The sequence below is a fragment of the Nocardia asteroides genome (genome assembly GCA_019930625.1).
Classification (GTDB): domain Bacteria; phylum Actinomycetota; class Actinomycetes; order Mycobacteriales; family Mycobacteriaceae; genus Nocardia; species Nocardia sputi.
The window spans coordinates 5,015,757-5,038,498 of record CP082844.1; the positions used below are offsets into that span (position 1 = coordinate 5,015,757).

19 protein-coding genes are annotated in these 22,742 nt (G+C 69.2%); 11 read left to right on the plus strand and 8 right to left on the minus strand.

The window, feature by feature from the left end; all coding sequences use genetic code 11:
* Window positions 1–665 precede the first annotated feature (665 nt).
* Window positions 666–1,451 (plus strand): tyrosine-protein phosphatase, encoded by a 786-nt coding sequence (locus tag K8O92_23085; protein UAK30759.1) that lies wholly within the window; start codon window positions 666–668, stop codon window positions 1,449–1,451.
* 159 nt (window positions 1,452–1,610) lie between these two features.
* On the opposite strand, the gene K8O92_23090 is transcribed toward K8O92_23085, so the two are convergent.
* Window positions 1,611–2,390, minus strand: a complete 780-nt coding sequence (locus K8O92_23090) for a tyrosine-protein phosphatase (protein ID UAK35891.1) — start codon at window positions 2,388–2,390, stop codon at window positions 1,611–1,613.
* A 206-nt stretch (window positions 2,391–2,596) separates the two neighbouring features.
* Window positions 2,597–5,002, minus strand: coding sequence for an NAD-dependent epimerase/dehydratase family protein (locus K8O92_23095; protein UAK30760.1), 2,406 nt, complete (start codon window positions 5,000–5,002; stop codon window positions 2,597–2,599).
* A 164-nt stretch (window positions 5,003–5,166) separates the two neighbouring features.
* Between K8O92_23095 and K8O92_23100 the strand changes: the two genes are divergently transcribed.
* The 3 genes from K8O92_23100 to K8O92_23110 all read left to right on the plus strand — a co-directional run bounded on the left by K8O92_23100 (window position 5,167) and on the right by K8O92_23110 (window position 8,761).
* Window positions 5,167–6,648 (plus strand): FAD-dependent oxidoreductase, encoded by a 1,482-nt coding sequence (locus K8O92_23100; protein ID UAK30761.1) that lies wholly within the window; start codon window positions 5,167–5,169, stop codon window positions 6,646–6,648.
* Window positions 6,649–6,743: 95 nt separating this feature from the next.
* Window positions 6,744–7,907, plus strand: coding sequence for a flavin-dependent monooxygenase (locus K8O92_23105; GenBank protein ID UAK30762.1), 1,164 nt, complete (start codon window positions 6,744–6,746; stop codon window positions 7,905–7,907).
* Window positions 7,907–8,761, plus strand: coding sequence for an alpha/beta fold hydrolase (locus K8O92_23110; GenBank protein ID UAK30763.1), 855 nt, complete (start codon window positions 7,907–7,909; stop codon window positions 8,759–8,761). Before K8O92_23105 ends, K8O92_23110 begins: the two co-directional genes overlap by 1 nt.
* A gap of 23 nt (window positions 8,762–8,784) precedes the next feature.
* On the opposite strand, the gene K8O92_23115 is transcribed toward K8O92_23110, so the two are convergent.
* From K8O92_23115 to K8O92_23130, 4 genes are all read right to left on the minus strand, one after another.
* Window positions 8,785–11,067 carry a LuxR C-terminal-related transcriptional regulator gene (locus K8O92_23115; GenBank protein UAK30764.1) on the minus strand — a complete coding sequence of 761 codons (2,283 nt, stop codon included), beginning with the start codon at window positions 11,065–11,067 and terminating at the stop codon, window positions 8,785–8,787.
* Between the two features lie 139 nt (window positions 11,068–11,206).
* A complete protein-coding gene (locus K8O92_23120) occupies window positions 11,207–12,436 on the minus strand; it encodes a bifunctional 3,4-dihydroxy-2-butanone-4-phosphate synthase/GTP cyclohydrolase II (protein ID UAK30765.1) in 1,230 nt (409 codons plus the stop codon).
* Between the two features lie 61 nt (window positions 12,437–12,497).
* Complete coding sequence (locus tag K8O92_23125; protein UAK30766.1) at window positions 12,498–13,073, minus strand: PadR family transcriptional regulator; 576 nt, start codon at window positions 13,071–13,073, stop codon at window positions 12,498–12,500.
* 37 nt (window positions 13,074–13,110) lie between these two features.
* Window positions 13,111–13,941, minus strand: a complete 831-nt coding sequence (locus K8O92_23130) for an IclR family transcriptional regulator (protein ID UAK30767.1) — start codon at window positions 13,939–13,941, stop codon at window positions 13,111–13,113.
* A gap of 223 nt (window positions 13,942–14,164) precedes the next feature.
* Between K8O92_23130 and K8O92_23135 the strand changes: the two genes are divergently transcribed.
* From K8O92_23135 to K8O92_23160, 6 genes are all read left to right on the plus strand, one after another.
* Entirely contained in the window at window positions 14,165–14,671 is a 507-nt protein-coding gene (locus tag K8O92_23135) for a flavin reductase family protein (protein UAK30768.1), read from the plus strand.
* A 93-nt stretch (window positions 14,672–14,764) separates the two neighbouring features.
* Window positions 14,765–15,907 (plus strand): Rieske 2Fe-2S domain-containing protein, encoded by a 1,143-nt coding sequence (locus K8O92_23140; GenBank protein UAK30769.1) that lies wholly within the window; start codon window positions 14,765–14,767, stop codon window positions 15,905–15,907.
* A gap of 10 nt (window positions 15,908–15,917) precedes the next feature.
* Window positions 15,918–16,142, plus strand: a complete 225-nt coding sequence (locus tag K8O92_23145) for a hypothetical protein (GenBank protein UAK30770.1) — start codon at window positions 15,918–15,920, stop codon at window positions 16,140–16,142.
* Between the two features lie 122 nt (window positions 16,143–16,264).
* Window positions 16,265–17,299 carry a ferredoxin--NADP reductase gene (locus tag K8O92_23150; protein ID UAK35892.1) on the plus strand — a complete coding sequence of 345 codons (1,035 nt, stop codon included), beginning with the start codon at window positions 16,265–16,267 and terminating at the stop codon, window positions 17,297–17,299.
* A 15-nt stretch (window positions 17,300–17,314) separates the two neighbouring features.
* Window positions 17,315–18,202, plus strand: coding sequence for a VOC family protein (locus K8O92_23155; protein UAK30771.1), 888 nt, complete (start codon window positions 17,315–17,317; stop codon window positions 18,200–18,202).
* Between the two features lie 60 nt (window positions 18,203–18,262).
* Window positions 18,263–18,409: a DUF1059 domain-containing protein gene (locus K8O92_23160; GenBank protein ID UAK30772.1), complete on the plus strand. Its 147-nt coding sequence runs from the start codon at window positions 18,263–18,265 to the stop codon at window positions 18,407–18,409.
* Window positions 18,410–18,427: 18 nt separating this feature from the next.
* Here the strand turns inward: K8O92_23160 and K8O92_23165 are convergent, their stop codons facing one another.
* Window positions 18,428–19,027 (minus strand): TetR/AcrR family transcriptional regulator, encoded by a 600-nt coding sequence (locus tag K8O92_23165; GenBank protein UAK30773.1) that lies wholly within the window; start codon window positions 19,025–19,027, stop codon window positions 18,428–18,430.
* Between the two features lie 66 nt (window positions 19,028–19,093).
* Here K8O92_23165 and K8O92_23170 point away from each other — a divergent pair, with 66 nt between their 5' ends.
* Window positions 19,094–20,392 carry an SNG1 family protein gene (locus K8O92_23170; GenBank protein UAK30774.1) on the plus strand — a complete coding sequence of 433 codons (1,299 nt, stop codon included), beginning with the start codon at window positions 19,094–19,096 and terminating at the stop codon, window positions 20,390–20,392.
* A gap of 12 nt (window positions 20,393–20,404) precedes the next feature.
* On the opposite strand, the gene K8O92_23175 is transcribed toward K8O92_23170, so the two are convergent.
* Window positions 20,405–22,636: a glycoside hydrolase family 3 C-terminal domain-containing protein gene (locus K8O92_23175; protein ID UAK30775.1), complete on the minus strand. Its 2,232-nt coding sequence runs from the start codon at window positions 22,634–22,636 to the stop codon at window positions 20,405–20,407.
* Between the last annotated feature and the right edge of the window lie 106 nt (window positions 22,637–22,742).

Below are 22,742 nucleotides of genomic sequence, written 5' to 3' on the forward strand. Positions count from 1 at the left end.
GCTGGACGCGCGTGGGACCGACGCCGCGGCAGCGGTGGACGTGGCGCCTTCGGCGGTGGCAGAGGTTCCCGACCTCGATCTGCTGCGCCTGATCGGCATCAAAGGCCGCGCCGCCCACGACGCGCTCGCCGCGGGCGTCGGTGCGTCCGCCGAGGTCGTCGCCGCCCGATGCGCGGAGTTGGTGGCCAGGGGCTGGTGTGCCGCGACGCCGATCGGTGTGCGCCTCACACCCGAAGGCAGACAGCACTTGGACTGCCTGCTGGCAATGGAACGACAGGCGGTCGACCGGGCCGCGATCGCGTCCGTCTATGCCGAATTCTGTGGTTATAACGACGTTCTCAAAGAGATCGTGACCGCCTGGCAGATGAGAGATCCGGCCACCGTCAACGATCACGCCGACGCCGATTACGACGGTGCGGTACTGGCCCGGCTGACCGAACTGCATCGCGCCGTGCGACCACTGTTGGAACGGATCGGTGACGTCGCGCCGCGGCTGGCTCGCTACCCCATCCGGTTCGCGCGTGCGATCGAGCGAATCGCGGCCGGTGATCAATCCTGGGTCGCCAGGCCCGTGCTGGACAGTTACCACACCGTGTGGTTCGAGCTGCACGAGGACCTGATCGGACTGTGCGGCCTGAGCCGCGCCGACGAGGCGGCGGCCGGCCGTGCCCACTGACACCGCGGGAGAATCCACTGTGCCGGATAACCGGTGGGTCGAGTTCGCCCAGATCGACAACGTCCGCGATCTGGGCGGACTGCCCGTGCGCGGCGGTGGCACAACGCGTTTCGGGGTGGTCTACCGCTCCAGCACCCCGCAGAACCTCACCGAATCCGATCTGGCGAAACTGCTCGGTCCGATCGGTCTGCGCACGCTGATCGATCTGCGGCTGCCCGACGAAGTGCGGCGGGAGGGCTACGGACTGCTCGCCGGCGCCGACGTCCGGCGGATCTGCCTGCCGGTGCGCAAGTCGCCGCGATCCTCGCTGGCGGCAAGGGATCTGGTCCCCGACGCCAGCCGGGTCGATCTTGTCGACCTCTACGACAAGCTGCTGGCGGGCAGCGTCGACTCCCTCGTGGCGGCCGTGCGGCTCGTCGTCGACGCCGGCCGCCATTCGGTGCTGTTCCATTGCGCCGCGGGCAAGGACCGCACCGGCGTACTCGCCGCGGTGCTGCTGGACGCCGTCGGCGTGCACGCGGAGGCCATCGCCGCCGATTACGCGTTGACCGGTGAACGCATGCAGCGAGTCCGCGACCGGCTCGACGCGCTCGCGTCCTACGCCGGGCTGCCCCCGGTCAGCACCGGCATCCTCGGTGTGGAAGCCGAGGTGATGCGTCGTTTTCTCGCGAATCTGTCCGCCCGGCACGGCGGCGCGGCCGAATGGTTGCTGACCAACGGACTGACCACCGCGGAGCTGGCACGACTGCGCGAAGTGCTGACCGCACCGGCATAACCGCTCGACTCCGGACGGTGCGGTGAGCGGGGGCGATACCACGAGGCCGCCGCGCCGAGCGTCGACGGGCAAGCGCGATCGGACGGCCGCACATCCGGTGGGCTGACACCAGTGAGCGGGTCGGTGGATCATGATCCACCGACCCGCTCTCGTTCGCGACTACCGCGACAGCAGTTCGGACTTCAGCGCCTCGAGTGTCGCACCGTCGACGCCGAGCCCCTCGGAGACGAACCGGTCGAACGACCCGAACGACGTTCCCGCCTGATCGAACGCGGCGTCGAGGAAGTCGGCGCGCACGCCGAGGATCGGCTCGAACAGCGCGGGATCGGTGACCAGCCCCTTGGCCACCAGTCCGTCCATCAGCGCCTTGTTGCCCGCGGCCAGGTGGTCGTTCGATTCCAGATAATCCTTGTACACCTGGCCCTTCGGAACGCCGAGCGCGGTCATCAGGATCGCGGTCATCCAGCCGGTGCGGTCTTTGCCCGCGGTGCAGTGGAACAGCACCGGTCCGTTCGCGTTCGCGATATCCCGGATGGCTGTCGCGAACTGTGCGCGAGCCGTGGCGTCGGTGACGAGCCAGCGATAGTAGTCGCGCATGATGCCGACGGCTTTGCCGTCACCGAACATCTGCTGCTGCACCGCCGGACCGCCCTGCACGGCTCTGCCCACCATCACGTAGAAGTCGTTGCCCGGGTCGTACACCGGACGCGCGAGCGCGGGAATCGACACCGGAAGCTTGTCCGGGTTCGCCCCCGACTCGGCCGGACTGCGGAAATCGATCACCGCGGTGATGCCCGACGCCACCAGCTTCTGCTGGTCGGCGGCGGTGAGCTTGTCCAAGGCGTCGGTACGGAAGACGACGCCCGTGCGCAGTTTGCCATTGCCCTGGGTGGGATAGTCGCCGATGTCCCGGGCGTTCGGCGCCGTCGACAGCTGCATGGACCGGTCGTGCACGGTGTGTACGAGTCCCGGGCCCGCGAATGCGGTACCGGTGGACGGGAACACGGCGATCAACGCCACGGCGACACCGGTCACCGCACCGCGTACAGCACGCGAAATCGTCACTGGATCATTCCTTCCATTGGGTCGCGGCCCGGCGGCGCCGAGCCGGCAGGTGAGCCGGGGTGCCTCACCCCGGCCACAGCTCAGGCGTCGATGAGCAGGGTGACCGTGCCCGCCGACCCGTCGACGCGCACCCGCTGCCCATCGGCGAGACTGGTGCTGGCGGACTTGGTGTCGACGACACAGGGGATGCCGAATTCCCGGGCCACGATGGCGGCGTGCGAAGCCGAGCCGCCGATGTCGGTGACCACCGCGGCGGCGTAGGCGAACATCGCGGTGTGCCCGGTGTCGGTGACCGACGCCACGAGGATGTCGCCCGGCTCGATGTCGTCATCGAGGGACAGCACGCGTCTGACCGTGCCCTCCACGACGCCGGGACACACCCCGATCCCGGTCAGGCTTTCTCCGGGGGCCAAAGCGTTCGCGTCCGGTAGCGGTTGCCAATCACCCGCGATCACGTCCGGCATCCGCACACTCTGCAACCGGGTCAGTTCCGCTCGCCGTCGCGCGACGCGCTCGGTCGAGTCGGCAGGCGCCCACAGGATCTCGTCGAGGGTGAGGAAGCACGCGTCCTCGGCTCGCTGTAGCCGACCGGCCCGGATCAGCCGTTCCGCTCGCTCGCGCACGGCGAGGCGCAGGCAGTGGGTATAGCGGACGACGGCGTCGCGGACGCGTTCGCGCGCCATCGTCGCGCCGGCTGCCATGCGCGCGGTGCGACTGGCGGCCGCATCGACCGGCTCCCGTTCGGGCGCGGGCATCTCCGCGGCTCGGGCGGCGGCGACCACCAGCAACTCGGGCCGGTCGCCGAAGGTGGGGTTGATCAGCTCGCACTCGCCCGGCCCGCGATGTCCGATCCGTTCCAGCTCCTCGTCCAGCGCGGCGGAGAAGGCCGGTGAGGCCGCCCGCGCCGCCGTGACGTCGCCCTTGTGTGCCGCGTCGTGCAGTGCGGTACCGGTTCGGCACAGTCCGGCGAGCCGTTCCACGGCGAGCATGGTCCTGGCCGACTCCAACCGCTCCGGATCGATGGGTACGACCGCTGATTGCTTGCCGCGGGAGTGGATGGCGGTGGCCGCGCCGGTCATCATCACGCCGATGGACGCCGCCGCCCAGGATTGGTTCAGCCGGTCCCGCCACAGCAATGCTCGCGCGTGCAGCTGCTCGTCGGTGAGCTCGCGTATGGCCGCGGCGCTGAGGGTTTCCCGGTGGGCGGCGGCGTTGATGCCGTCGGTGGTCTCGCGATACCGCAGCGCGGTGTGCAGCACCCGGCCCGCCGCTCGCCAGGTGGCGCGGGTACTGGCGAGGCCGGTCGGAGTGGGTGGCTTGCCGTGCGGGGTCAGCGAGATCTCGGCCGGAATGTTGCCGTAGACGTCCCGTCGGATGCTCTGCTCGTCCCACCCCGGCATGTTCTCCGCGGCCAGCACACCGATGGAGGCGTTGATGTAGATGTGGTGGCCGAGCACGGTGGTGACCCGGCTGGTCCAATGCTCGAGCGCTATTCCGTCCAGCGCGATCATCCTGCCCATCGCGGCGTTGGCCAGCCGGATCGCACCCGCCTGTAGATCGACGGTCAACGGTGTGAGTGGTCCGGGCAGTGCCTCGGAGGTATTCGTCGCGGTGTGCACCGGGTAGGCCGGGTCGACCCGATCGTCGAACTCGCCTTCGAGGCCCTTCGGTGCCACCGACACCAGGGCGTGGCCGTCCGACGTGGTTGCGCGGGCGGGTATCACATACCGGGGCAGAGGAATAGCGCCTGGCTGAGTGATGAAGTCGCCACCGCTGTACTTGCGTCCGGCCAGCCCGCGAACGATGTCGGCAGCCACTTCCGACGCGCTCCAGCCGCAGCGGAATCCCCAATCATCGCGAGCCGCGTCGGCATTCAGCTCCGGTGGCGCCGACCGGGTACGGGACGCCCACGAGAAGATCCGGGTGCCCGCGGCCTCGCGGATGCTGCGCGCGTCGTCGCCCGAAACCACGCCGGACGCCGCCAGGTCGACGACGCCGGTGCGCGCCGATCCCGCAGCCACCACCAGGAAACGTTCGAGGTCGTCGTGATGCAGCAGCTGAAAGCCGCCCGTACGGCGAGAATGCAGCAGCGGCGACAGAATGCGCCAGTTCTCGCGGTCGACCCGCCTGCCCCCGACCGGCGCGGTGCGCACGATGAGGGCTTGCGCTCCACTGGACCGCACGGCATCCACGGCGATCGGATCCGCACCCGCGACGACCGGGATCACGAGCCGCGCTCCGGCTCCTCCGGCCGCACTCGCGATCGCGGCGAGCGAACCGCCGAGATGCACCACCGTCGCGCAGCCGGCGACGGCCCGTGCGCAGATCGCAGGCCCAGCCGGGTCTCCGGTGATCACCCGGACCCGAGGGTCGACGTACCGGTGCCGCGCACGGTCCAGCCCGACCACATCGTGGCCGGCGGCCAGCAGCGTGCGCGCCACCGCGCGACCGGTCGGAGCGGAGACTCCGGTGACCAGGACCCGCATGAATTCCTCCTCCTCGCTGGCGTCCCACGCAGACGTGACGCCGTTCACACACCATCGCCATCCGGTGCCGCCGCGACGGTCCGCAGTCCCGATGAACGGGACCGGGGGGTCGCTCAGCAAGATGGGCGAGCGGCTACGGCGAGCGAAGCGGAAAGGTCGACCACATGAGTGGTCGGAACGCGGTCGCGCCCCGGGATGCCGCCGAAGTGCGCACCTATGACATCGAGACCGATGTGCTGGTGGCCGGTTACGGTTGTGCCGGGGCCGCCGCGGCGTTCGAGGCGGCGACCGCCGGCGCCCGGGTGCTGGTGCTGGACCGGATGAGCGGTCCCGGTGGCGCGTCGGCCCTGTCGGGCGGGGAGATCTACCTCGGCGGCGGCACACCGATCCAGCGGGCCTGCGGATTCGACGACGATCCCGCGGCCATGGCCGCGTTCCTGTCCGCCGCGCTCGGCCCGGGCGCCGACACGGACAAGATCGCTCGCTACAGCGAGGACAGCGTGGCGCATTTCCATTGGCTCGCCGACCGTGGCGTGCCGTTCGAACCCACGCTGTGGAATGCGCCGGCCTGGGTGCCGCCCACCGACGACGGTCTCATGTGGCTCGGGGAGAACAGCAGGCCGTTCTGCGAGCTCGCCACACCCGCGCCCCGCGGCCATCGCCCGGCCACCGCCGACTTCGGCGGCAAGCTGCTCATGGACCGTCTTGCCGGAGCCGCCCGATCCGCCGGTGCGACAGCGCTTTTCGACACCCGCGCGACCTGCCTGATCGTCGCGGGCGACGGCGCTGTCGCTGGAGTGGTGGCTCGGCGCTACGGTACGGAGCTGACCATCCGGGCCCGCCGTGGCGTCGTACTGACCACCGGCGGATTCGTCGACAACGACATCATGCTCGCCGCGCACGCGCCGAAACTGCTGGGACACACCAAGGTCAGCGCGGGCACCGACGACGGCAGCGGGATCCGGATGGCGCAGGCGATCGGCGCGGCCGTGCGGCACATGTCCTCCGGGCAGGTCGGCATCTCGCTCATTCCCGGCCTCGCCGCGCGCGGCATGGTGGTGAACGGGCACGGGCAGCGGTTCATCAACGAAGACACCTATCCCGGCCGGATCGGCCAGGCGGCATTGTTCCGGCAGGGCATGGCGACGTGGGTCGTGCTCGACGAACAGGCTTACGAGGAAGTACCCGAACAACAGCGGTGGGGTGTGCGGCCGACCCATGTCGCGGAGACCGCCGAGCGACTCGCCGACCTGATGGGCGTACCGGCGGCCGCGCTGGCCGACACCGTCCGTCGATACAACACCTTCGCCGCGGCCGGCGCGGATCCCGAATTCGGGAAAGCGCCCCGGTGGGTGCGGCCTCTCACACCACCGCTTGCCGCGATCGACGTGCGGGCGGGGGTACGGCCACCGTCGGAGTCCGGTGATCGTCGCGGGACCGGCGCGTCCGTGTTCACCCTCGGTGGTCTGCACACCTCGCTCGACGGCGCCGTGCTCGATCAAGACGGCACTCCGGTCCCCGGACTGTTCGCCGCGGGCCGTGCCGCGAGCAACCTGCACGGCGAGGGCTACATCAGCGGCACGTCGCTCGGCGACGGCACCTTCTTCGGCCGTCGCGCCGGTGCGGCCGCAGCCCACACCAGCTGACCCGGAGCTGGATTCCGGTGATCGGGATGGATCGGATCCGACGGCACCGCACCGGCCTAGCGTCGAGAGGCGCACTACGAGGAGGACTACCGGATATGACCAACAAGGTGCTCGATCGGGTACGGGATCTGCTGCCCGCGATCCGAGAGCGAGCCGCCGAGACCGACCGGCAGCGCAGAGTGCCCGAGCAGAGCATTCGGCAGCTGACCGAGGCCGGGGTGTTCCGCATGCTGCAACCGTCCCGCTTCGGCGGCGACGAATCCTCACCCGTCGCGTTCTACGAAGTAGTCCGTGCCATCGCCACCGCATGCCCGTCCACCGCGTGGGTCTCGTCGGTGCTGGGCGCGCATCCGTGGCAACTGGCGCTGTTCCCCCTGCGGGCGCAGGAGGACGTGTGGAGCGCCGATCCGGACACGCTTGTCTCGTCGTCGTACGCGCCGACCGGCAAGCTCACGCCCGTCGAGGGCGGATTCCGGATCAGCGGTCGCTGGAGCTTCTCCTCCGGCTGCGATCACGCCCGCTGGGCATTCCTCGGCGCGGTCGTGCCGGACGGGGAAGGGGGAGCGGAGTACCTGACCGTTCTGGTGCCGCGCACCGACTACCGCATCGAGGACGTCTGGCACGTGTCGGGGTTGTCGGGCACCGGCAGCAACGACATCGTCATCGAGAGCGCGTTCGTCCCCGTCCACCGGACCTACCGCGCCAGCGAGCAGGCGGCGCTGCGCGGACCCGGCCAGGAGGTCAATACCGCACCGCTGTACCGGATCTCGTTCGGCTCGGTGTTCTCCAACACCATCACCGCACCCATCATCGGCGCCGCCCAGGGCGCTTACGAAGCGCACATCGAGCGTATGCGCGAGCGGGTGCGGATCTCCTACGGCGGGCAGAAAGCGGCCGAGGATCCGTTCGCCCACGTCCGGGTCGCTCGCGCCGCCTCCGAGATCGACGCGGCCGTCCTGCAGATGGAGCGCAATATCGGCGAACAGCTGCGCTATGCCGAGGCAGGTGAGGAGATTCCGTTCGAGTTGCGGGTACGCAGTCGCCGCGACCAGGTGCGCGGCACCGAACGTGCGCTCGAGGCGATCGACCTGCTGTTCGACAATTCCGGTGGTCACTCGATCCGCAAACCGAATCCGATGGAGCGGCACTGGCGCGACGCGCACGCCGGGAGCGTGCACGTCATCAACGACGTCGAGCGCGCGTTGGTGGTATACGGCCGCAACGCCTTCGGGCTGCCGGTGACGGACCGGATGATCTGATGACGCTCACCGCCGAGAACACCACGCGCTGGAGCGTGACGGGTGGGCTGAGATCGCGCTACCACGAGGCGGGGTCGGGTGCGCCGCTTGTCCTGCTGCACGGCTCCGGGCCGGGGGTCTCGGGCTGGGCGAACTTCGGCGCGAATCTGCCGGTGCTGGCCGAGCGCTTCCGCTGCTTGATCGTGGATCAGCCGGGCTTCGGCGCCAGTGGTCGCCCGGAAGTGTACGAACGCAACTATCTGCGCGTCTCCGCCGACGCGGTGCTCGGACTCCTCGACGACCTCCATTTGGAACGCGTACACCTGCTGGGCAATTCGATGGGCGGTGCGGTCGCCACATTGCTGGCGCTGGAACATCCCGACCGGGTCGAGCGGCTCGTGCTGATGGCGCCGGGAGGCGTCGGGGTGAATGTGCTCGGGCCGGAACCGTCCGACGGCATCACGCGGTTGCTGGAGTTCATCGCCGACCCGACTCGGGAGCGCCTGCTGCCCTGGCTGCGCACGATGGTGTCGAACCCGGCGACCCTCACCCGGGAGCTGATCGACGCCCGGTCGGCCGCGGCCTCGGACCCGGCCGCCATCGCGGCGCTGCGTGATGCCTACGCGACCTTCGCCGATCCCGCTCTCGCCGAACCGGTCCCGCTGTGGGCGCGGCTGCGCGGCCTGCGCGCGGAAACCCAGATCCTGTGGGGTCGCGACGACCGGGTGACGCCGGTCGAGGCGTCGTTGCTGCCGTCACGCCAGATCCCGAATGCCGACCTGCGCGTTTTCGCCAGCTGTGGGCACTGGGTGCAGATCGAGCGCAAATCGGCGTTCGAACATGCCGTCATCGATTTCCTCACCGCCGGTCTTTGATCGCCGCCAACGGCCCGCGTCGATCACACGCCGTGATCGCGAACCCACCCCGCGATCTGAGTGCGGGAGGTGAAGCCCAGCTTGGTGAGGATGTGCTCGACGTGGGTCTCGGCCGTGCGAACCGAAATCACCAGCTCGGCGGCGATGCGCTTGTTGCTGTGGCCGGCTGCCACCAGCCTGGCGACGTCCTTCTCCCGGCGAGTGAGGACATCCGCCGCCTCGGACGCGGCCGAAGCGGGGCGCGGCGACGGCGCCGCGGCGGGCGCGCGGCCCAGCGCGTAGTCGATCGCCTCGCCCAGCGACAGCGCGGCGCCGCTGTCGAACACCTCCTGGAACACGCGCTCGCCCAGGGCTTCCCGGGTCCGGCCGCGCATCTTGTCGCCCAGTACGCCGGTGATGGCGTGTGCCAGCCGTACCGTGCTGCGCGCGAGGATCTCCGCGGCGCCCAGCAGGCGTGCGGCTCGTTCGAAATCGGCGCGCGCGACGGCCGTCCAGGCCAGCCCCTCGAATGCGGAGGCCAGCCACACGCATCGGTCGAACTGGCTGAACATCTCGATGGACCGGGCGAGATGCCCGGTCGCGGCATCCTGATCGCCGCGCCGCCAGTGGTCCAAGCCCATCGACCACTGCGCCAGGCCGCCGAGCAGATGCGGTCCCCGTTCGGTGGCGACCTCGAGCAGCCGCTCGGCGAATACGGTGGAGCGCGCGTCGGCGAGCACCAGCGCGCACACGAAAGCGAAAGCGAGGCTGTCCATCTCGATCGCGTGATGGCCGCATTCCGCCGCGAGATGCGCTGCCGTCTCCGCCGATTCGAGGGCACGGGCGGTGTCGCCGTCGTTGAAGGTCAGCAGCGCCGAATCGAGCACGGCCTCGGCGAGGATGTCGGGGGCGTCGAGTTTCCGTGCCAGGGCGACGCATTCGTCCACCAACTGGTGAGCGGACCCGCGATCGGACAGCAGCGCCGCGAGCGAAGCCGCCGCGGAGAGCGCGCGTGCACGCGGCCGCGTCGGTTCGCCGGACTCGGCCAGCGCGTCGGTCAGCCAGCGATAGCCCTCGGTGAGGAAGCGGTTGTGTTCCCAGAACGGCCGCAGCACCGCGGCCATCTCGAGCGCAGACTCCGGTGTGCCCGCGAGATCGAACTGCAGAGCCGCGCGTAGATTCGCGTGCTCGCGATTCAGTTCGCGGAACCAGGCCACATCGTCGGAACTCCAATACGCGGTCCGGCCGCGCAGCGCCAGCCGCCGGTAGTGGTCGCGGTGGCGTGACCGTACCGCGGGCTCCTCACCCCGTTCGGCCAGCCGGTCGTGGGCGAACTGCCGGATCGGCTCCAGCATCGCGTATCGGCCGATGTCGCCGTCGTAGCGCAGGCTCAGCACCGATTTGTCGACCAAGCCCCGCAGCGCGTCGAAGAGCGTCCGCGGGCCGGGCTCCTCCACCACGCACACGGCTTCGGCGGCGTCGATGTCGAAGCCGCCGGAGAATATCGACAGCTGTTCCCACAGTCGCTGCTCGGCCGGGGTGCACAGATCGTAGCTCCAGCGGATCGCGCCTTCGATGGTCTGCTGCCGTTCCGGCGCGAGACGCGGTCCCGCGCTGAGCAGGCCCATGGTGTCGTCGAGCCGGGCGAGAACTTGTTCGGGCGTGAACATGCGAAACCGCAACGCGGCCAATTCCAGCGCGAGCGGAACACCGTCGAGCCTGCGGCAGATCGCGGCCAGTGCGCCGCGGTTCGCGGGCGTGGCGGCGAAGCGCGGATCGGCGGCACCCGCTCGCTCGGCGAGCAGCCGCATCGCATCGCTGTCCGCGGTCTCGTCCTCCGGTAGCGGCAGGGGCGCGAGGGGCATGACCTGTTCCCCCTGCACGCCCAACACCTCCCGGCTGGTCGCCAGCACCCGCACGTCGGCGGTGGTGGCCACGAGCCTGCCTGCCAGTTCCGCGCAGGCCTCGATCAGGTGCTCGCAGTTGTCCAGGATCAACAGCAATCGTTTGTCGGCGAGGAACCCGGTCAGCCGCGGCAGCGGCGCCGCCGTGTCGTCCCGCAGCGCCAGCGCCTCCGCGACCGTCACCGTCACCAGATCGGGGTCGTGCACGTCGGCCAGTTCGACCAGCCAGACCCCGTCGGGGAACGCGCGCGCGACCGCGGCGCCGACTTGGCGGGACAGCCGTGTCTTGCCGACGCCCCCCGGCCCGAGCAGCGTCAGCAGCCGTGTCGTGGGCAGCAGTCTCTTCGCGGCGGCGAGTTCTTCCCGGCGCCCGACGAAACTGGTGACCTCGGCAGGGAGATTGCCGATCGGACGCCGCGCCATGGGTGTCAACCCTAGGTATCCCGTCTCGCGTGCACGAGCGTTCTGGGCAAATTCCACTGTGCCGGGCGTGCTCGGCGCTCGCGCCGATGTGCGGAGACGGGCAGAGCCGCCGGCGTGGGAGGGACCGGATCGCCGCCGTTCACCGGACGGCGACAGCGGCGTCGACCTCGGTCAACTGATGGCGCATACGGTCACGTTTGGCGCGAAGATAACGCACATTGTGCTCGGTCGCCCTGATCTGCAGTGGAATGCGCCGTTCGACGACGATGCCGTACGTGGTCAAGTCGGCCTGTTTGGCGGGATTGTTGCTGAGCAATCGGACCGACCGCACGCCCAGGTCGGCCAGCATCCGCGCCGCGGCGCCGTAGCGGCGGGCGTCGACGGGCAGCCCGAGCCGCAGGTTCGCCTCGACCGTGTCGGCGCCCTCGTCCTGCAGCTCGTAGGCGCGCAGCTTGTTCAGCAGTCCGACGCCGCGTCCCTCCTGTCCGCGCAGGTACACCACGACGCCGCGGCCCTCCTCGGCGACGGCTCGCAGCGCGTCGTCCAACTGCTCACCGCAGTCGCAGCGCAGCGATCCGAACGCGTCACCGGTGAGACATTCGGAGTGCACGCGCGTGAGCACGTCGTGTTCGCCGGGCTCGCCGAACACCAGCGCGAGATGTTCGGCGCCGTCGGCTGTGTCCCGGTAACCGATCACCCGGAACTCGCCGAAACGGGTGGGCAGCCGGGTTTCGACGACCCGGACAACGCCCGACTCGAGCCGGTGGCGGCAGGCGATCAGGTCGGCGATCGAGATGATCGGGATTCCGTGCACCCGGGCCATGGTCGACAGTTCGGGAAGCCGCGCCATCGACCCGTCGTCGCCTACCACCTCCGCGATGACGGCGGCGGGGCGCAGACCCGCCATTCGTACCAGGTCGACGGCGGCCTCGGTATGCCCCTGTCGGCCCAGCACGCCGAGCGGGTGGGCCCGCAACGGGAACACGTGCCCGGGGCGGGTGAGATCCCGGGGTGTGGTGGCGGGATCGGCGAGCAGGCGCATCGTGTGCGCGCGGTCGGCGGCCGAAACGCCGGTGCCGACACCCGCCGCGGCGTCCACCGAGACCGTGTACGCGGTGCCCTTCGGGTCCTGGTTGACCGCCGTCATCGGCGGCAGTTCGAGCCGGTCCAGGTCGTCTCCTGTCATGGGCACGCACAACACGCCGCTGGTGTGCCGTACCAGGAACCCGATGTTCGCCGCGGTCGCCTTCTCCGCGGCGAGCACCAAATCCCCTTCGTTCTCGCGGTCCTCGTCGTCCACGACGAGCGCCATGCCTCCGCTCGCGATCGCCGCTACCGCGGCAGGCACCGAGTCCAGTTCACCGGTCATCGTCCGCCACCTCCATATGCCTGATCGAAATATGCCGGGGCGACAACAACCAGTCGGCGTCTCACTCAGTGAGGCGATCGATGTCCGCGAGCAGCTCCTCGGCGAAATCGCGCTCGGCCTCGTAGTGCCGCACGCACCAGCGCAGCACCAGTTGCGGGTAGACCCAGTCCGGGTTCGCCTCCGCGCCGTGGGCGTCGGCCTCGGCGCGCTGCCGCATCTTCTCGGCGTAGGCCGCATGCTCGGTCAGGATCTCGCGCATGCGGTGGGGCTCGGCGAGGTTGCCCAGCCACGCCCGCAGCATCACGCTGTGCTTGAGCACCGGCGCCTCGACGGGCGCGTGATTGACCCAGTTCGTCGCGGCCTTACGGCCTTCCGACGTGATGGAGTACATCCGCTTGCCGCGCACACTGTCCTCCTGCACGACCGTGCGGGAGGTGGCGTAGCCGTGTTTCTCCAGGCGTTTGAGCTCGGCGTAGATCTGGCTGAACGACGGGCTCCAGTAGAAGAACTGCAGGCTCCAGTCGGCCCACTTCTTCAGGTCGTAGCCGGAGAGTTCGTCGGCGTGCGAGAGCATTCCGAGCACGGCCCACGCGGTGGTCGGCAGGTCGGGCACCGCGGGTGTGACGCCATCGGTCATCGTCGGAATGTACCGCCCAGGCATATCCGGATTCGAACTATCGCCAGCGCGCCCGGCGCGGGAACAGCGTCCGGCCGGCCTCGTGGGAGATTTCGAGCAGGACCCGCGCCAGTTTGTCGAAACTCATCGCCTCGGCCCGCCCGGACAGCGACAGCGCCGCGGGGGCGGTGCCTCGACCGCGCAACGGCGCTGCGACGCAGGCGATTCCGTCCATGGATTCCTCGCGGTCCAGCGCGATGCCTCGGCGCGACCGGATCTGGGCCAGGGTGCGATGCAGGGTGTCCGGCTCGGTGATGGTCTTGGGCGTCAACCGCGGCAGCCGGGAGTGGAACGCGGCTTCGGCGATACTCGGCTCCAGGGCCGCCAGCATCGCCTTTCCGAGCGCGGTGCAGTGCGCGGGCATGCGGCCGCCGAGGCGGGTCGGCAGCATCGCGGCCAAGCGGCCACCGGCCTTGTCCAGGTACACGACCTCGCGTCCATCGAGTACCGCGAGATGTCCGACCATGCCGGTGCGCTGACACAACTCGTGCAGCAGTGGACTGACGGCGTCGCGGATCTCGTTGTGGTCGGCGGTGAGCCCGCCCAGTTCCAAGGTGCGCATGCCGAGCCGGTACCCGCCGGAGGTGTGGGCCAGCCAGCGCAGCCGGATCATCTGGTCGAGGATCCGATGCACTGTCGAACGCGGCAGGCCGGTGCGTTCCACCAGGCCGAGCAGTGTCAGCGAAGGGGTGGCGGCGTCGAACGCGTCGAGGATCAGGGTCATCCGTTCGATCATCGACACGGGCACCTCGGCGGAGCCTGCTTCGGTCGCCTTGGGGCGAGCGCGGTGGGCGCGCGGCTGCCCTTCGGGTAGCAGCGTGACGGTCATCGGAACCTCCGTCGGTCACATTCGTCTGCGTGGACCGAGCAACAGCTGCTCGATCGCTTGTGTCTCCCATCACACTGACGGGTGCGCGACCGGGCCGAATCGGGAGAACTACGTAGCTTCTACGGGTCTGGATCTCGGTGACCGGACTCCGATCTTGACGCTCCTCGGGCGGCGCCTGCTGTCATAGCTGTCAGGTATATGCCTGATCGAAATAGGAGGCCAGATGGAACCGCTGCTGGAGACGGACGGATCCCCGCTGGACGTGCGCGACTTCAAAACCGTGCTGGGGCGTTTCTGCACAGGCGTCACCGTGATCACCGCGCGAGCGCAGGACGGGCCGGTCGGATTCACCTGCCAGTCGTTCTCGGCGCTCTCGCTGGAGCCGCCCGCCGTCTGCTTCTGCCCGGCGCGCACGTCCACGTCCTGGCCGCGCCTGCGCCAGGTGGGCCGGTTCTGCGTCAACATCCTCGCCCACGACCAGCAGGAGATCTGCGGGCAACTGGCGCGCAGCGGCACCGACAAGTTCGCGGGAGTCGACTGGGAGCACTCGCCGAACGGCTCGCCGCGGCTGGCCGGGACGATGGCGTGGGTCGATTGCGAACTCGAGCGGGAAGTCGACGGGGGGGACCACACCATCGTGATCGCGCGCGTCACCGCACTGTCGGAGCATCGCGAGGCCCCGCCGCTGCTGTTCTACCGCTCCGCGTTCGGTCGGCTCGATGTGGCCTGAACGCCTCCCGGCCAGTGGGACTCCACATTTCCGCACTCGCATGCCGAACCGAAATATCGAGGTGACAAACGTGCGCGAATTGTGGAGGAACCGATGACTACCGACACCGAGGTGCGAGTGATCGACGCGGGCGCTCCGCCCGCCCGTTACGCGCGCGGCTGGCACTGCCTGGGGCTCGCGGCGGACTTCCGGGACGGGAAACCGCACACCGTCGAGATCTTCGGCACCGAACTGGTGGTATTCGCGGGTACGGGCGGAGAGCTCGTCATCCTGGACGCCTACTGCAGGCACATGGGCGGGAATCTGGGTGACGGCCGCATCGAGGGCGACTCGATCGCCTGCCCGTTCCACGACTGGCGATGGGGTGGCGACGGCCGCTGCACCGGCATCCCCTACGGCCGCCGGGTCCCGCCCCGGGCGCGGACTCGCGCGTGGCCGACGCTGGAGCAGAACAAGCAGCTGTTCGTGTGGAACGACCCGGAGGGTAATCCGCCGCCGGAGCAGGTCACCATCCCGCGCATCGAAGGCGCGTTCAGCGACGAGTGGACCGACTGGACCTGGAACACCACGGCGATCGACGGGGCCAACTGCCGCGAGGTCATCGACAACGTGGTGGACATGGCCCACTTCTTCTACGTGCACTTCGGATTCCCCACCTACTTCAAGAACGTTTTCGAAGGTCACATCGCCAGTCAATACATGACCTCGGTGTCGCGCGAGGACATGATGGGGGAGACCGCGAAGGCGTTGGGCGGCAAAAATGTCCTGTACTCGGACGCCTCATACCACGGCCCTTCCTACATGATCGACCACCTGCGCAGCGAGAGCGCGGGCCTGACGGTCGAGGGCATCCTCATCAACTGCCACTATCCGGTGTCACCCACGAGATTCGTGCTGCAGTACGGCGCGATCGTGAAGAAGCCCCACGGTGTGCCCGTGGAGCAGGCCGAGGAGATCGCGGCGAAGTTCGCCGGGGGTCTCGGCCGGGGCTTCGAACAGGATGCCGCGATCTGGAAGCGCAAGACCCGCATCGACAATCCGCTGCTGTGCGAGGAAGACGGGCCCGTCTACCAGCTGCGCCGCTGGTACGAGCAGTTCTACACCGACGTGGACGAGATCGACCCGAAGATGACCGACCGCTTCGAGTTCGAAGTCGACACCACCCGGGCGGTCACGGCGTGGGAGGCGGAAGTCGCCGGGAACCTCGCCGCGCAGCGCGCCACCGCCGGAGCCTGAGCGGACCGCTATGGAAGAGATCACCTGCCGCAGCTGCGGGACGTGCGTGCGAGTCGAGAAGTTCAGCCCGCAGCACACCAGCGTGCAGTGGAGCGCGGTCGCGGTGGCGGAGTGCGCCGAGTTCGCCGCAACAAGCACGCGGGTGCGGACCTGCGTCGCCCTGCGCGACAGCATTGATGCGGCCGTGACAGGCGGTCTCATCGACGTCACCACCCGTGACCGGGACGTGCCGTGAGCGCGGAGCGCGCGGCAGCCGTGGACGATCGCAGAGGAGACACGACAGTGATTCGGGCCGACGCGGCCACGCGGCCGCCGACGCGAGCCGATATCCCCGACGACGCCGAGAACCCCGGCGGAATCCTCACCCTGCGGGTGACGCGGGTGATCCAGGAAACCCACGATGCGGTATCGCTGGAGTTGAGTCCCGCCACAGCGCGGTCGAAGCCGATCGACTATCGCCCGGGCCAATTCCTGACCCTGCGGATACCCAGCGAGCTGACCGGCTCGGTGAGCCGGTGTTACTCGCTGTCGAGTGCGCCGCACGAGGACGGTCCGTTGAAGATCACGGTCAAACGGACGCCGGAAGGCTACGGGTCGAACTGGTTGTGCGACAACGCCATCGAGGGCATGGATGTCGACGCGCTGCCGCCCGCGGGTGTCTTCACCCCCGCGTCGCTCGACGTTGACATGCTGTTGTTCGCGGCGGGCAGCGGAATCACCCCCGTGCTGTCGATCCTGAAATCGGCACTGGCGGTCGGGTCCGGTCACTGCACGCTGATCTATGCCAATCGTGACGAACACTCGGTGATCTTCGCCGCCGAGCTCGCCGACCTCGCCGCCCGGCATCCCGGCCGCCTGCTCGTGGTGCACTGGCTGGAGACGGTGCAAGGGCTGCCCACCGGCGCGCAACTCGCCGCGCTGGCGGGGCCGTGGTCGCACCGCGAGGCATTCGTCTGCGGTCCCGGCCCCTTCATGGACGCCGTCTCCGCCGCGCTGATCGGGCTGGGCGCCGATCGCCGACGTGTGCACGTGGAGCGATTCGCGTCGCTGAACGGCGATCCGTTCCGAGCCGATACCGCCGCCCCCGCCGCCCCCGCCGCCCCCGCCGACTCCGTCGACTGCGCCGTGGTCGAAGTCGAACTCGACGGCCGGACACGCCGGATGCCGTGGCCGCGCCACCAGGTCCTGCTCGACGTCCTGCTGGCGGGCGGCCTGGCGGCCCCCTACTCCTGCCGCGAGGGCGCATGCAGCGCCTGCACCTGCCGGCTCGTCGCGGGCCAGGTGCGTATGCGGCGCAACGAAGTTCTCGACGACGCCGATCTGGCCGAGGGTTACGTGCTGGCATGCCAGGCGGTCCCGGTCACCGACACGGTGCACGTCACCTATTCCTGAGGAGTACGACGAACAATGGCTGACATCGCCTCGCTCGGCTACGTCCGAGTCGCCATTACCGATGTGGCGGCTTGGCGCGCCTTCGCCTTCGACGTGATGGGCTTCGCCGAGGCCACCGGACCGAATCCCGACAGCGTGTACTTGCGCATGGACGAGCACGCTTATCGCTTCGAACTCGTTCCGGCGGATCAGGACCGGGTGCTGGCTGTCGGCTGGGAGGTGCGCGACTATCGCGCGCTGGCCCGGGTGCGGGACACAGTGGAGCGAGCGGGCGTCACTGTCGCACCGCTCGACCGAGAGAAGATCGACGCACTGCGCGTGGAGGAAGCGTTCACTTTCACCGATCCCGCGGGGTTCACCATCGAGGTCTTCCACGGCCCGGTGCTCGACCACAGCCCGGTCGTCACCGTGCACGGCAATCGCTTCGTCACCGAAGGGCTGGGACTCGGTCACGTAGTGCTGCCGGTGCCCGATCTCGCGGAGGCGAACCGCTTCTACTGCGAGGTGCTCGGATTCCTGCCGCGTGGCTCGTTCCGAGTGCCGACCCCACCCGGCGTAGGGCCGATTCGCGTTCGATTCCTGGGTGTGAATCGGCGTCACCACAGCCTCGCGCTGATCCCGGGCACTCGTCCCGACGGTCCGGGGCTGGTGCACATCATGGTCGAGGTCGACGAGCTCGACGCCGTCGGCCGGGCTCTCGACCGCGTCATGGGCGCGGGCTACCCGTTGTCGTCGACTCTCGGCAGGCACACCAACGACAAGATGATCTCCTTCTACGTCCGCACTCCCGGCGGCTGGGATCTCGAATACGGCACCGAGGGTGCCCTGGTCGACGAATCCGTCTACAGCGCCGAGGAGATCACCGCCGACAGTTACTGGGGCCACGAATGGTCTCGTGGCTGACCCGGCCGTCCGGATCGCCCCGATCGTCCTAGACTGTCGATTCGAGAAGGAAGGACGCTGATGAAGCGAAATCTGAATTGCCCGTGCGGAGAATCGATCGTCGGAACCGACGAGGACGACCTCGTGGAGAAGACGCAAGCCCATCTCGCCCAGAACCATCCCGGGCACGAGTATTCGCGCGACGAAATCCTGTTCATCGCGTACTGATCGAGGATATTCGCGCCGTCACGGTCTGGGGCGCAGGCCTTCGATCATGTGCGTGGTGGTCTCGTCGAGCAGTTCGTCGGCGGTGTCCGCGGCGATCACGCCCGAGCCGACGAAGGTGGCCAGGCCCTGGAGCGCGGCGACCGCGGACAGTGCGATGCGCCGCGGGTCGCCGGCGATCACTTCACCCAGCTTCTGCGCTTCGGCGATGCGCGTGACCGGAATCGCGAACGCGGCGTCCACCGCCTGGGACATCGCATCGCCTGCCGCAGGGCTGTGCCTGCGCGCGAACATCAGAGCGATGAGCGCCGGGTTCTCGGTCGCGAAGTGGAAATAGGTCCGGGCCAGCGCGCGGATGTGCCCGTCGATCGAACTCGCGGCCGCGGTCTGCTCCAGGGCCGCGGCGAGTCGTTCGAAACCGGACACCGCGATGGCGTCCAGCAGTGCCTGTTTGTCCTTGAAATGCCGGGTCGGGGCGGCGTGACTGACACCGACGTCACGAGCCAGCCCGCGCAGCGACAGGCCGTCGACACCGGACTCGCGCAGCGTCGCCTCGGCGCGCTGCAGGAGTTCGGCTCGTAGGTCGCCGTGGTGGTAGGACCGGCTTCGGGAGATCGCCATGGTGTCAGCAGGATAACAAAATGTAGGCATTGCCTACTTTGTAGGCGGTGACTACATTTGCTCTTCATGACGGTTCGGACCTTCACCGCCCCGATCGCGGTGCTGATGGTCTTCGCGGCGCTGCTCGCCACCATGTACCTCGGCTACGCGGGCAATACCGAGAAGAACCTGCACGATTTCCCGGTAGCGCTGGTCAACCAGGACGTGGGCGACACGCTGGACGGCAAGCCCGCCGATATCGGGGCCCAGGTCACCGACGCGCTGGTCGCGGGCATCCCGGCGGAGAAGGTCGATCTGCGCGTCGTCGGCATCGCCGAGGCGCGCAAGCAGTTGCAGTACGGCGAGGTCTACGGCGCCATCGTCATCCCGTCCGACTTCACCAAGCGGCTGGCGATTCTCGGCGCGGCCGCCGTGGTCCCCGGTGAGATCGAGCGCCCGGTGATCACGATCCACACCAACCCCCGGGTCGGGCCCTACACAACCGGCATCATGCAACGCATCGCCGACCGTGCGCTGGCCCAGGTGGACGAGACCGTCGGCAAGAACTTGACCGACCAGGTGAATTCCGCCCTCGCCGAGGGGCCCGGTGCGCCGGTCGAGCTCAGTGGCGCCGCCCGCCTGATGCTCACCGATCCCGTGCAGATCGTCACCGCGCCGTATCGCCCGATGGACGATGCCGCCGGGCAGGGCCTGGTCGCGTTCTTCTATACGTTGATCGTGTTGCTGGCGGGCTTCACCGGCGCCATGATCATCCACACACTCGTCGATTCGGTCCTCGGTTTCACTCCGACCGAATACGGCCCGTGGTTCGTCCAACCGCCGGCCACCGGGATCTCCCGCTTCCATACGCTGCTCGTGAAGTGGGCGGTTCTCGTGACCGCGGCGCCGATTCTGTCCGGGATATTCCTCGCCGTGGCCGCGGCGCTGGGTGTTCCGCTGGGCAGCGCGCTTCTGCTGTGGCTCTACGGAACACTGGCCATCGTCGCCGTCGGTGTGACCGCGCTGGCCGTCCTGGCCACTTTCGGCACCGCCGGATTGCTGGTCAACTTGATCCTGTTCGTCGTCCTCGGCCTGCCGTCGTCGGCCGCCACGGTTCCGCTGGAAGCGACGCCCACCTATATCGCGAACCTGGCCGCCTTCGAACCGATGCACCAGATCTATCTGGCCGTGCGCGCCATCTTGTTCTTCGACGCCCGCGCCGAAGCCGGTTTCGGCCTCGGATTGTGGATGACGTTGCTCGGCCTCGGAATCGGCTTGCTCCTCGGTGCCATCGCCACCTATGTCTACGACCACCGGGGACTGCACCGCGCGGCAGCGCCCGCCGACAGCGCACCGGTCGTGCGGGTGCCCGCCGCCGCCCGATGAAGGGTCCGGTGATCAGTCGTCCACGGCGTCCAGGAGTGTGTCGAACTCTTCCGGGTCGACGCCGAAGCCGGTCAGGCGGTTCAGCGGGATGGAGGCGATCATGCGCATCATGTCCATGCCGAGCGCGGTCCCTTCACCCATACTCTCGGACATACCGCCGAACACTTCGGCCAGCGCTGCCGCCGCCGTCGGATCGGCCAGCGCCTCTCCCAGGGTCGACTCCGCCGTGATGGGGATCCGCAGTTCGTCTCCGGTGAGGTCCACCCGCCCGGTGACGCGCAAGTCCCGGCTGGAAGCGCCTGCCCACACCTGGTAGGTACCGGTCTCCACGATCCAGCGGTCGACGCGAGTCTCCCAATAGGCGAGTTCGTCTCGCGGGAGCAGGATGGAAACCTCCTCGCCCGCCCCGGGTTCCAGGTCGGCGGTGACGGCGAACCCCTTCAACTCGCGGGCCGGACGCGTGACGGAGGATCCGGGCGCCGCCGTGTACACCTGCACCACGTCGCGGCCTGCGCGGGAACCGGTATTCGTGACCAGGACGCGCACCGTGATTCCCGCTTCGTCCGCCGCGAGTGCCGGCTCGGAGTAATCGAAGGTGGTGTAGGACAGGCCGTGCCCGAACGGGAAGGACACCTCCATATCCCGGCTGTCGTACCAGCGGTAGCCCACATACAGTCCCTCGCCGTAGCGCACGTGCGAGTTCTCGCCCGGGAAGTTCAGGTAGGCCGGTGTGTCCTGCAACCGAACCGGCACCGTTTCCGCGAGCCGCCCCGATGGATTCACCACACCGAACAGCACGTCGGCGAGTGCGCCGCCGCCGGCCTGGCCGAGTAACCCGCCGTCCAGGATCGCGGGCGCCAGTGCGGCCACCGGGGCCAGCCGCACCACTCCGCCGTGCGCGAGCACCACCACCGTGTCCGGTTGCGCTCGCACCACCGCCTCCAGCAGATCCAGCTGATCGGAGGGCAGCTCGAGGTGTTCACGGTCGAATCCCTCGGATTCCTGCGTGTCGGCCAAGCCGAGGAACAACACAGCCACGTCCGCGTTCGCGGCGGCGTCGACGGCTTCCGCCCGCAGCGCGACGTTGTCCGCGTCCGGGTCGGCCGTGGTGAAACCCCGGCTGTAGGAGACCTGTGCAGAGCCCGCGAGCGCGCGGATCTCCTCGAGCGGCACATCGAGCCGGGTCGGGTTTACATGCGAGCTGCCGCCACCCTGGTACCGGGGTTCCACCGCGAACTCGCCGATCACCGCGAGTGAGCGCCCTGGAGTGAGTGGCAGGAGGTCACGCTCGTTCCGCAACAGGACGACGCAGCGCGCGGCGACCTCGCGGGCCAGCCGATGGTGCTCGTCGGCGGTATCGGCGGCATCGGCGAGTTCGCGTCCGGCCACTACCCTCGCCGCCAGCGTCGCCACGTTCCGCGCAGCCCTGTCGACGGCCGCCGCGTCCAGCGTGCCCGCGGCCACCGCCGCCACCACCTGCTCGTCGGAGACGCCGCTGCCGCCGGGCATCTCCAGATCGAGCCCGGCCGCCACCGAGGCGGGCCGGTCGGCCACCGCGCCCCAGTCGGAGACCACCGCACCGTCGAATCCCCACTCGTCACGCAGCACGTCGGTGAGCAGCCAGCGGTTCTGCGCCGCGTGCACGCCGTTGACGCGGTTGTAGGAGCACATCACCGTCCACGGCCGAGCGGTGCGCACGATGTGGGCGAACGCGCGCAGGTAGATCTCGCGCAGCGGGCGCGGGTCGATGTCGGAACTCGCGCGCATCCGATCGTGCTCGGCGTTGTTGGCGGCGAAATGCTTGAGGGAAGCGCCCACCCCGGTGCTCTGCAGGCCCGTCACCCATGCCGCGCCGAGCAGGCCGGTGAGTAGCGGATCCTCGGAGTAGTACTCGAAATTGCGCCCGCCGCGCGGATCCCGCTTGATATTGACTCCCGGCCCGAGCAGCACGTCCACGCCCAATGCGCGGGCCTCCCGGCCGAGCGACGCGCCCACCCGCCGCGCCAGCTCGGTGTCCCAGCTCTGCGCGAGCCCGACCGCGGGCGGGAAGCAGGTGGCGGGCAGGCTCTCGGCCAGCCCGAGGTGGTCGGTCGCCCCCGGCTGTCTGCGCACACCGTGCGGGCCGTCGGTCAAGGTCACCGAGGCGACCGGACCGACAGCCTTCGTGGTCCAGAAGTCCGCGCCGCTGCCGAGCGCGGCGCGGTCCTCCAGGGACAGATCGGTGAGGTCGGGCTTGCTCGGCATCGAGGCTCCTCGGATCGAAACCGCTATCGAAAACAGTATGCCATTCGGTTTTCGTGACCGGGCTGTTCCGAGTACAGTCACGGCGTGGTTCGGCGCGGGGCGTATT

What these genes read in the sequence shown, in the direction of transcription:
- K8O92_23155 (UAK30771.1), top strand. Translation starts at nt 17,315, where the DNA reads ATGGCTGACATCGCCTCGCTCGGCTACGTCCGAGTCGCCATTACCGAT.
- K8O92_23140 (UAK30769.1), top strand. Translation starts at nt 14,765, where the DNA reads ATGACTACCGACACCGAGGTGCGAGTGATCGACGCGGGCGCTCCGCCC.
- K8O92_23090 (UAK35891.1), bottom strand. Translation starts at nt 2,390, where the DNA reads ATGCAGCTGTCGACGGCGCCGAACGCCCGGGACATCGGCGACTATCCC.
- K8O92_23095 (UAK30760.1), bottom strand. Translation starts at nt 5,002, where the DNA reads ATGCGGGTCCTGGTCACCGGAGTCTCCGCTCCGACCGGTCGCGCGGTG.
- K8O92_23175 (UAK30775.1), bottom strand. Translation starts at nt 22,636, where the DNA reads ATGCCGAGCAAGCCCGACCTCACCGATCTGTCCCTGGAGGACCGCGCC.
- K8O92_23105 (UAK30762.1), top strand. Translation starts at nt 6,744, where the DNA reads ATGACCAACAAGGTGCTCGATCGGGTACGGGATCTGCTGCCCGCGATC.
- K8O92_23135 (UAK30768.1), top strand. Translation starts at nt 14,165, where the DNA reads ATGGAACCGCTGCTGGAGACGGACGGATCCCCGCTGGACGTGCGCGAC.
- K8O92_23115 (UAK30764.1), bottom strand. Translation starts at nt 11,067, where the DNA reads ATGGCGCGGCGTCCGATCGGCAATCTCCCTGCCGAGGTCACCAGTTTC.
- K8O92_23145 (UAK30770.1), top strand. Translation starts at nt 15,918, where the DNA reads ATGGAAGAGATCACCTGCCGCAGCTGCGGGACGTGCGTGCGAGTCGAG.
- K8O92_23125 (UAK30766.1), bottom strand. Translation starts at nt 13,073, where the DNA reads ATGACCGATGGCGTCACACCCGCGGTGCCCGACCTGCCGACCACCGCG.
- K8O92_23165 (UAK30773.1), bottom strand. Translation starts at nt 19,027, where the DNA reads ATGGCGATCTCCCGAAGCCGGTCCTACCACCACGGCGACCTACGAGCC.
- K8O92_23120 (UAK30765.1), bottom strand. Translation starts at nt 12,436, where the DNA reads ATGACCGGTGAACTGGACTCGGTGCCTGCCGCGGTAGCGGCGATCGCG.
- K8O92_23100 (UAK30761.1), top strand. Translation starts at nt 5,167, where the DNA reads ATGAGTGGTCGGAACGCGGTCGCGCCCCGGGATGCCGCCGAAGTGCGC.
- K8O92_23110 (UAK30763.1), top strand. Translation starts at nt 7,907, where the DNA reads ATGACGCTCACCGCCGAGAACACCACGCGCTGGAGCGTGACGGGTGGG.
- K8O92_23160 (UAK30772.1), top strand. Translation starts at nt 18,263, where the DNA reads ATGAAGCGAAATCTGAATTGCCCGTGCGGAGAATCGATCGTCGGAACC.
- K8O92_23170 (UAK30774.1), top strand. Translation starts at nt 19,094, where the DNA reads ATGACGGTTCGGACCTTCACCGCCCCGATCGCGGTGCTGATGGTCTTC.
- K8O92_23130 (UAK30767.1), bottom strand. Translation starts at nt 13,941, where the DNA reads ATGACCGTCACGCTGCTACCCGAAGGGCAGCCGCGCGCCCACCGCGCT.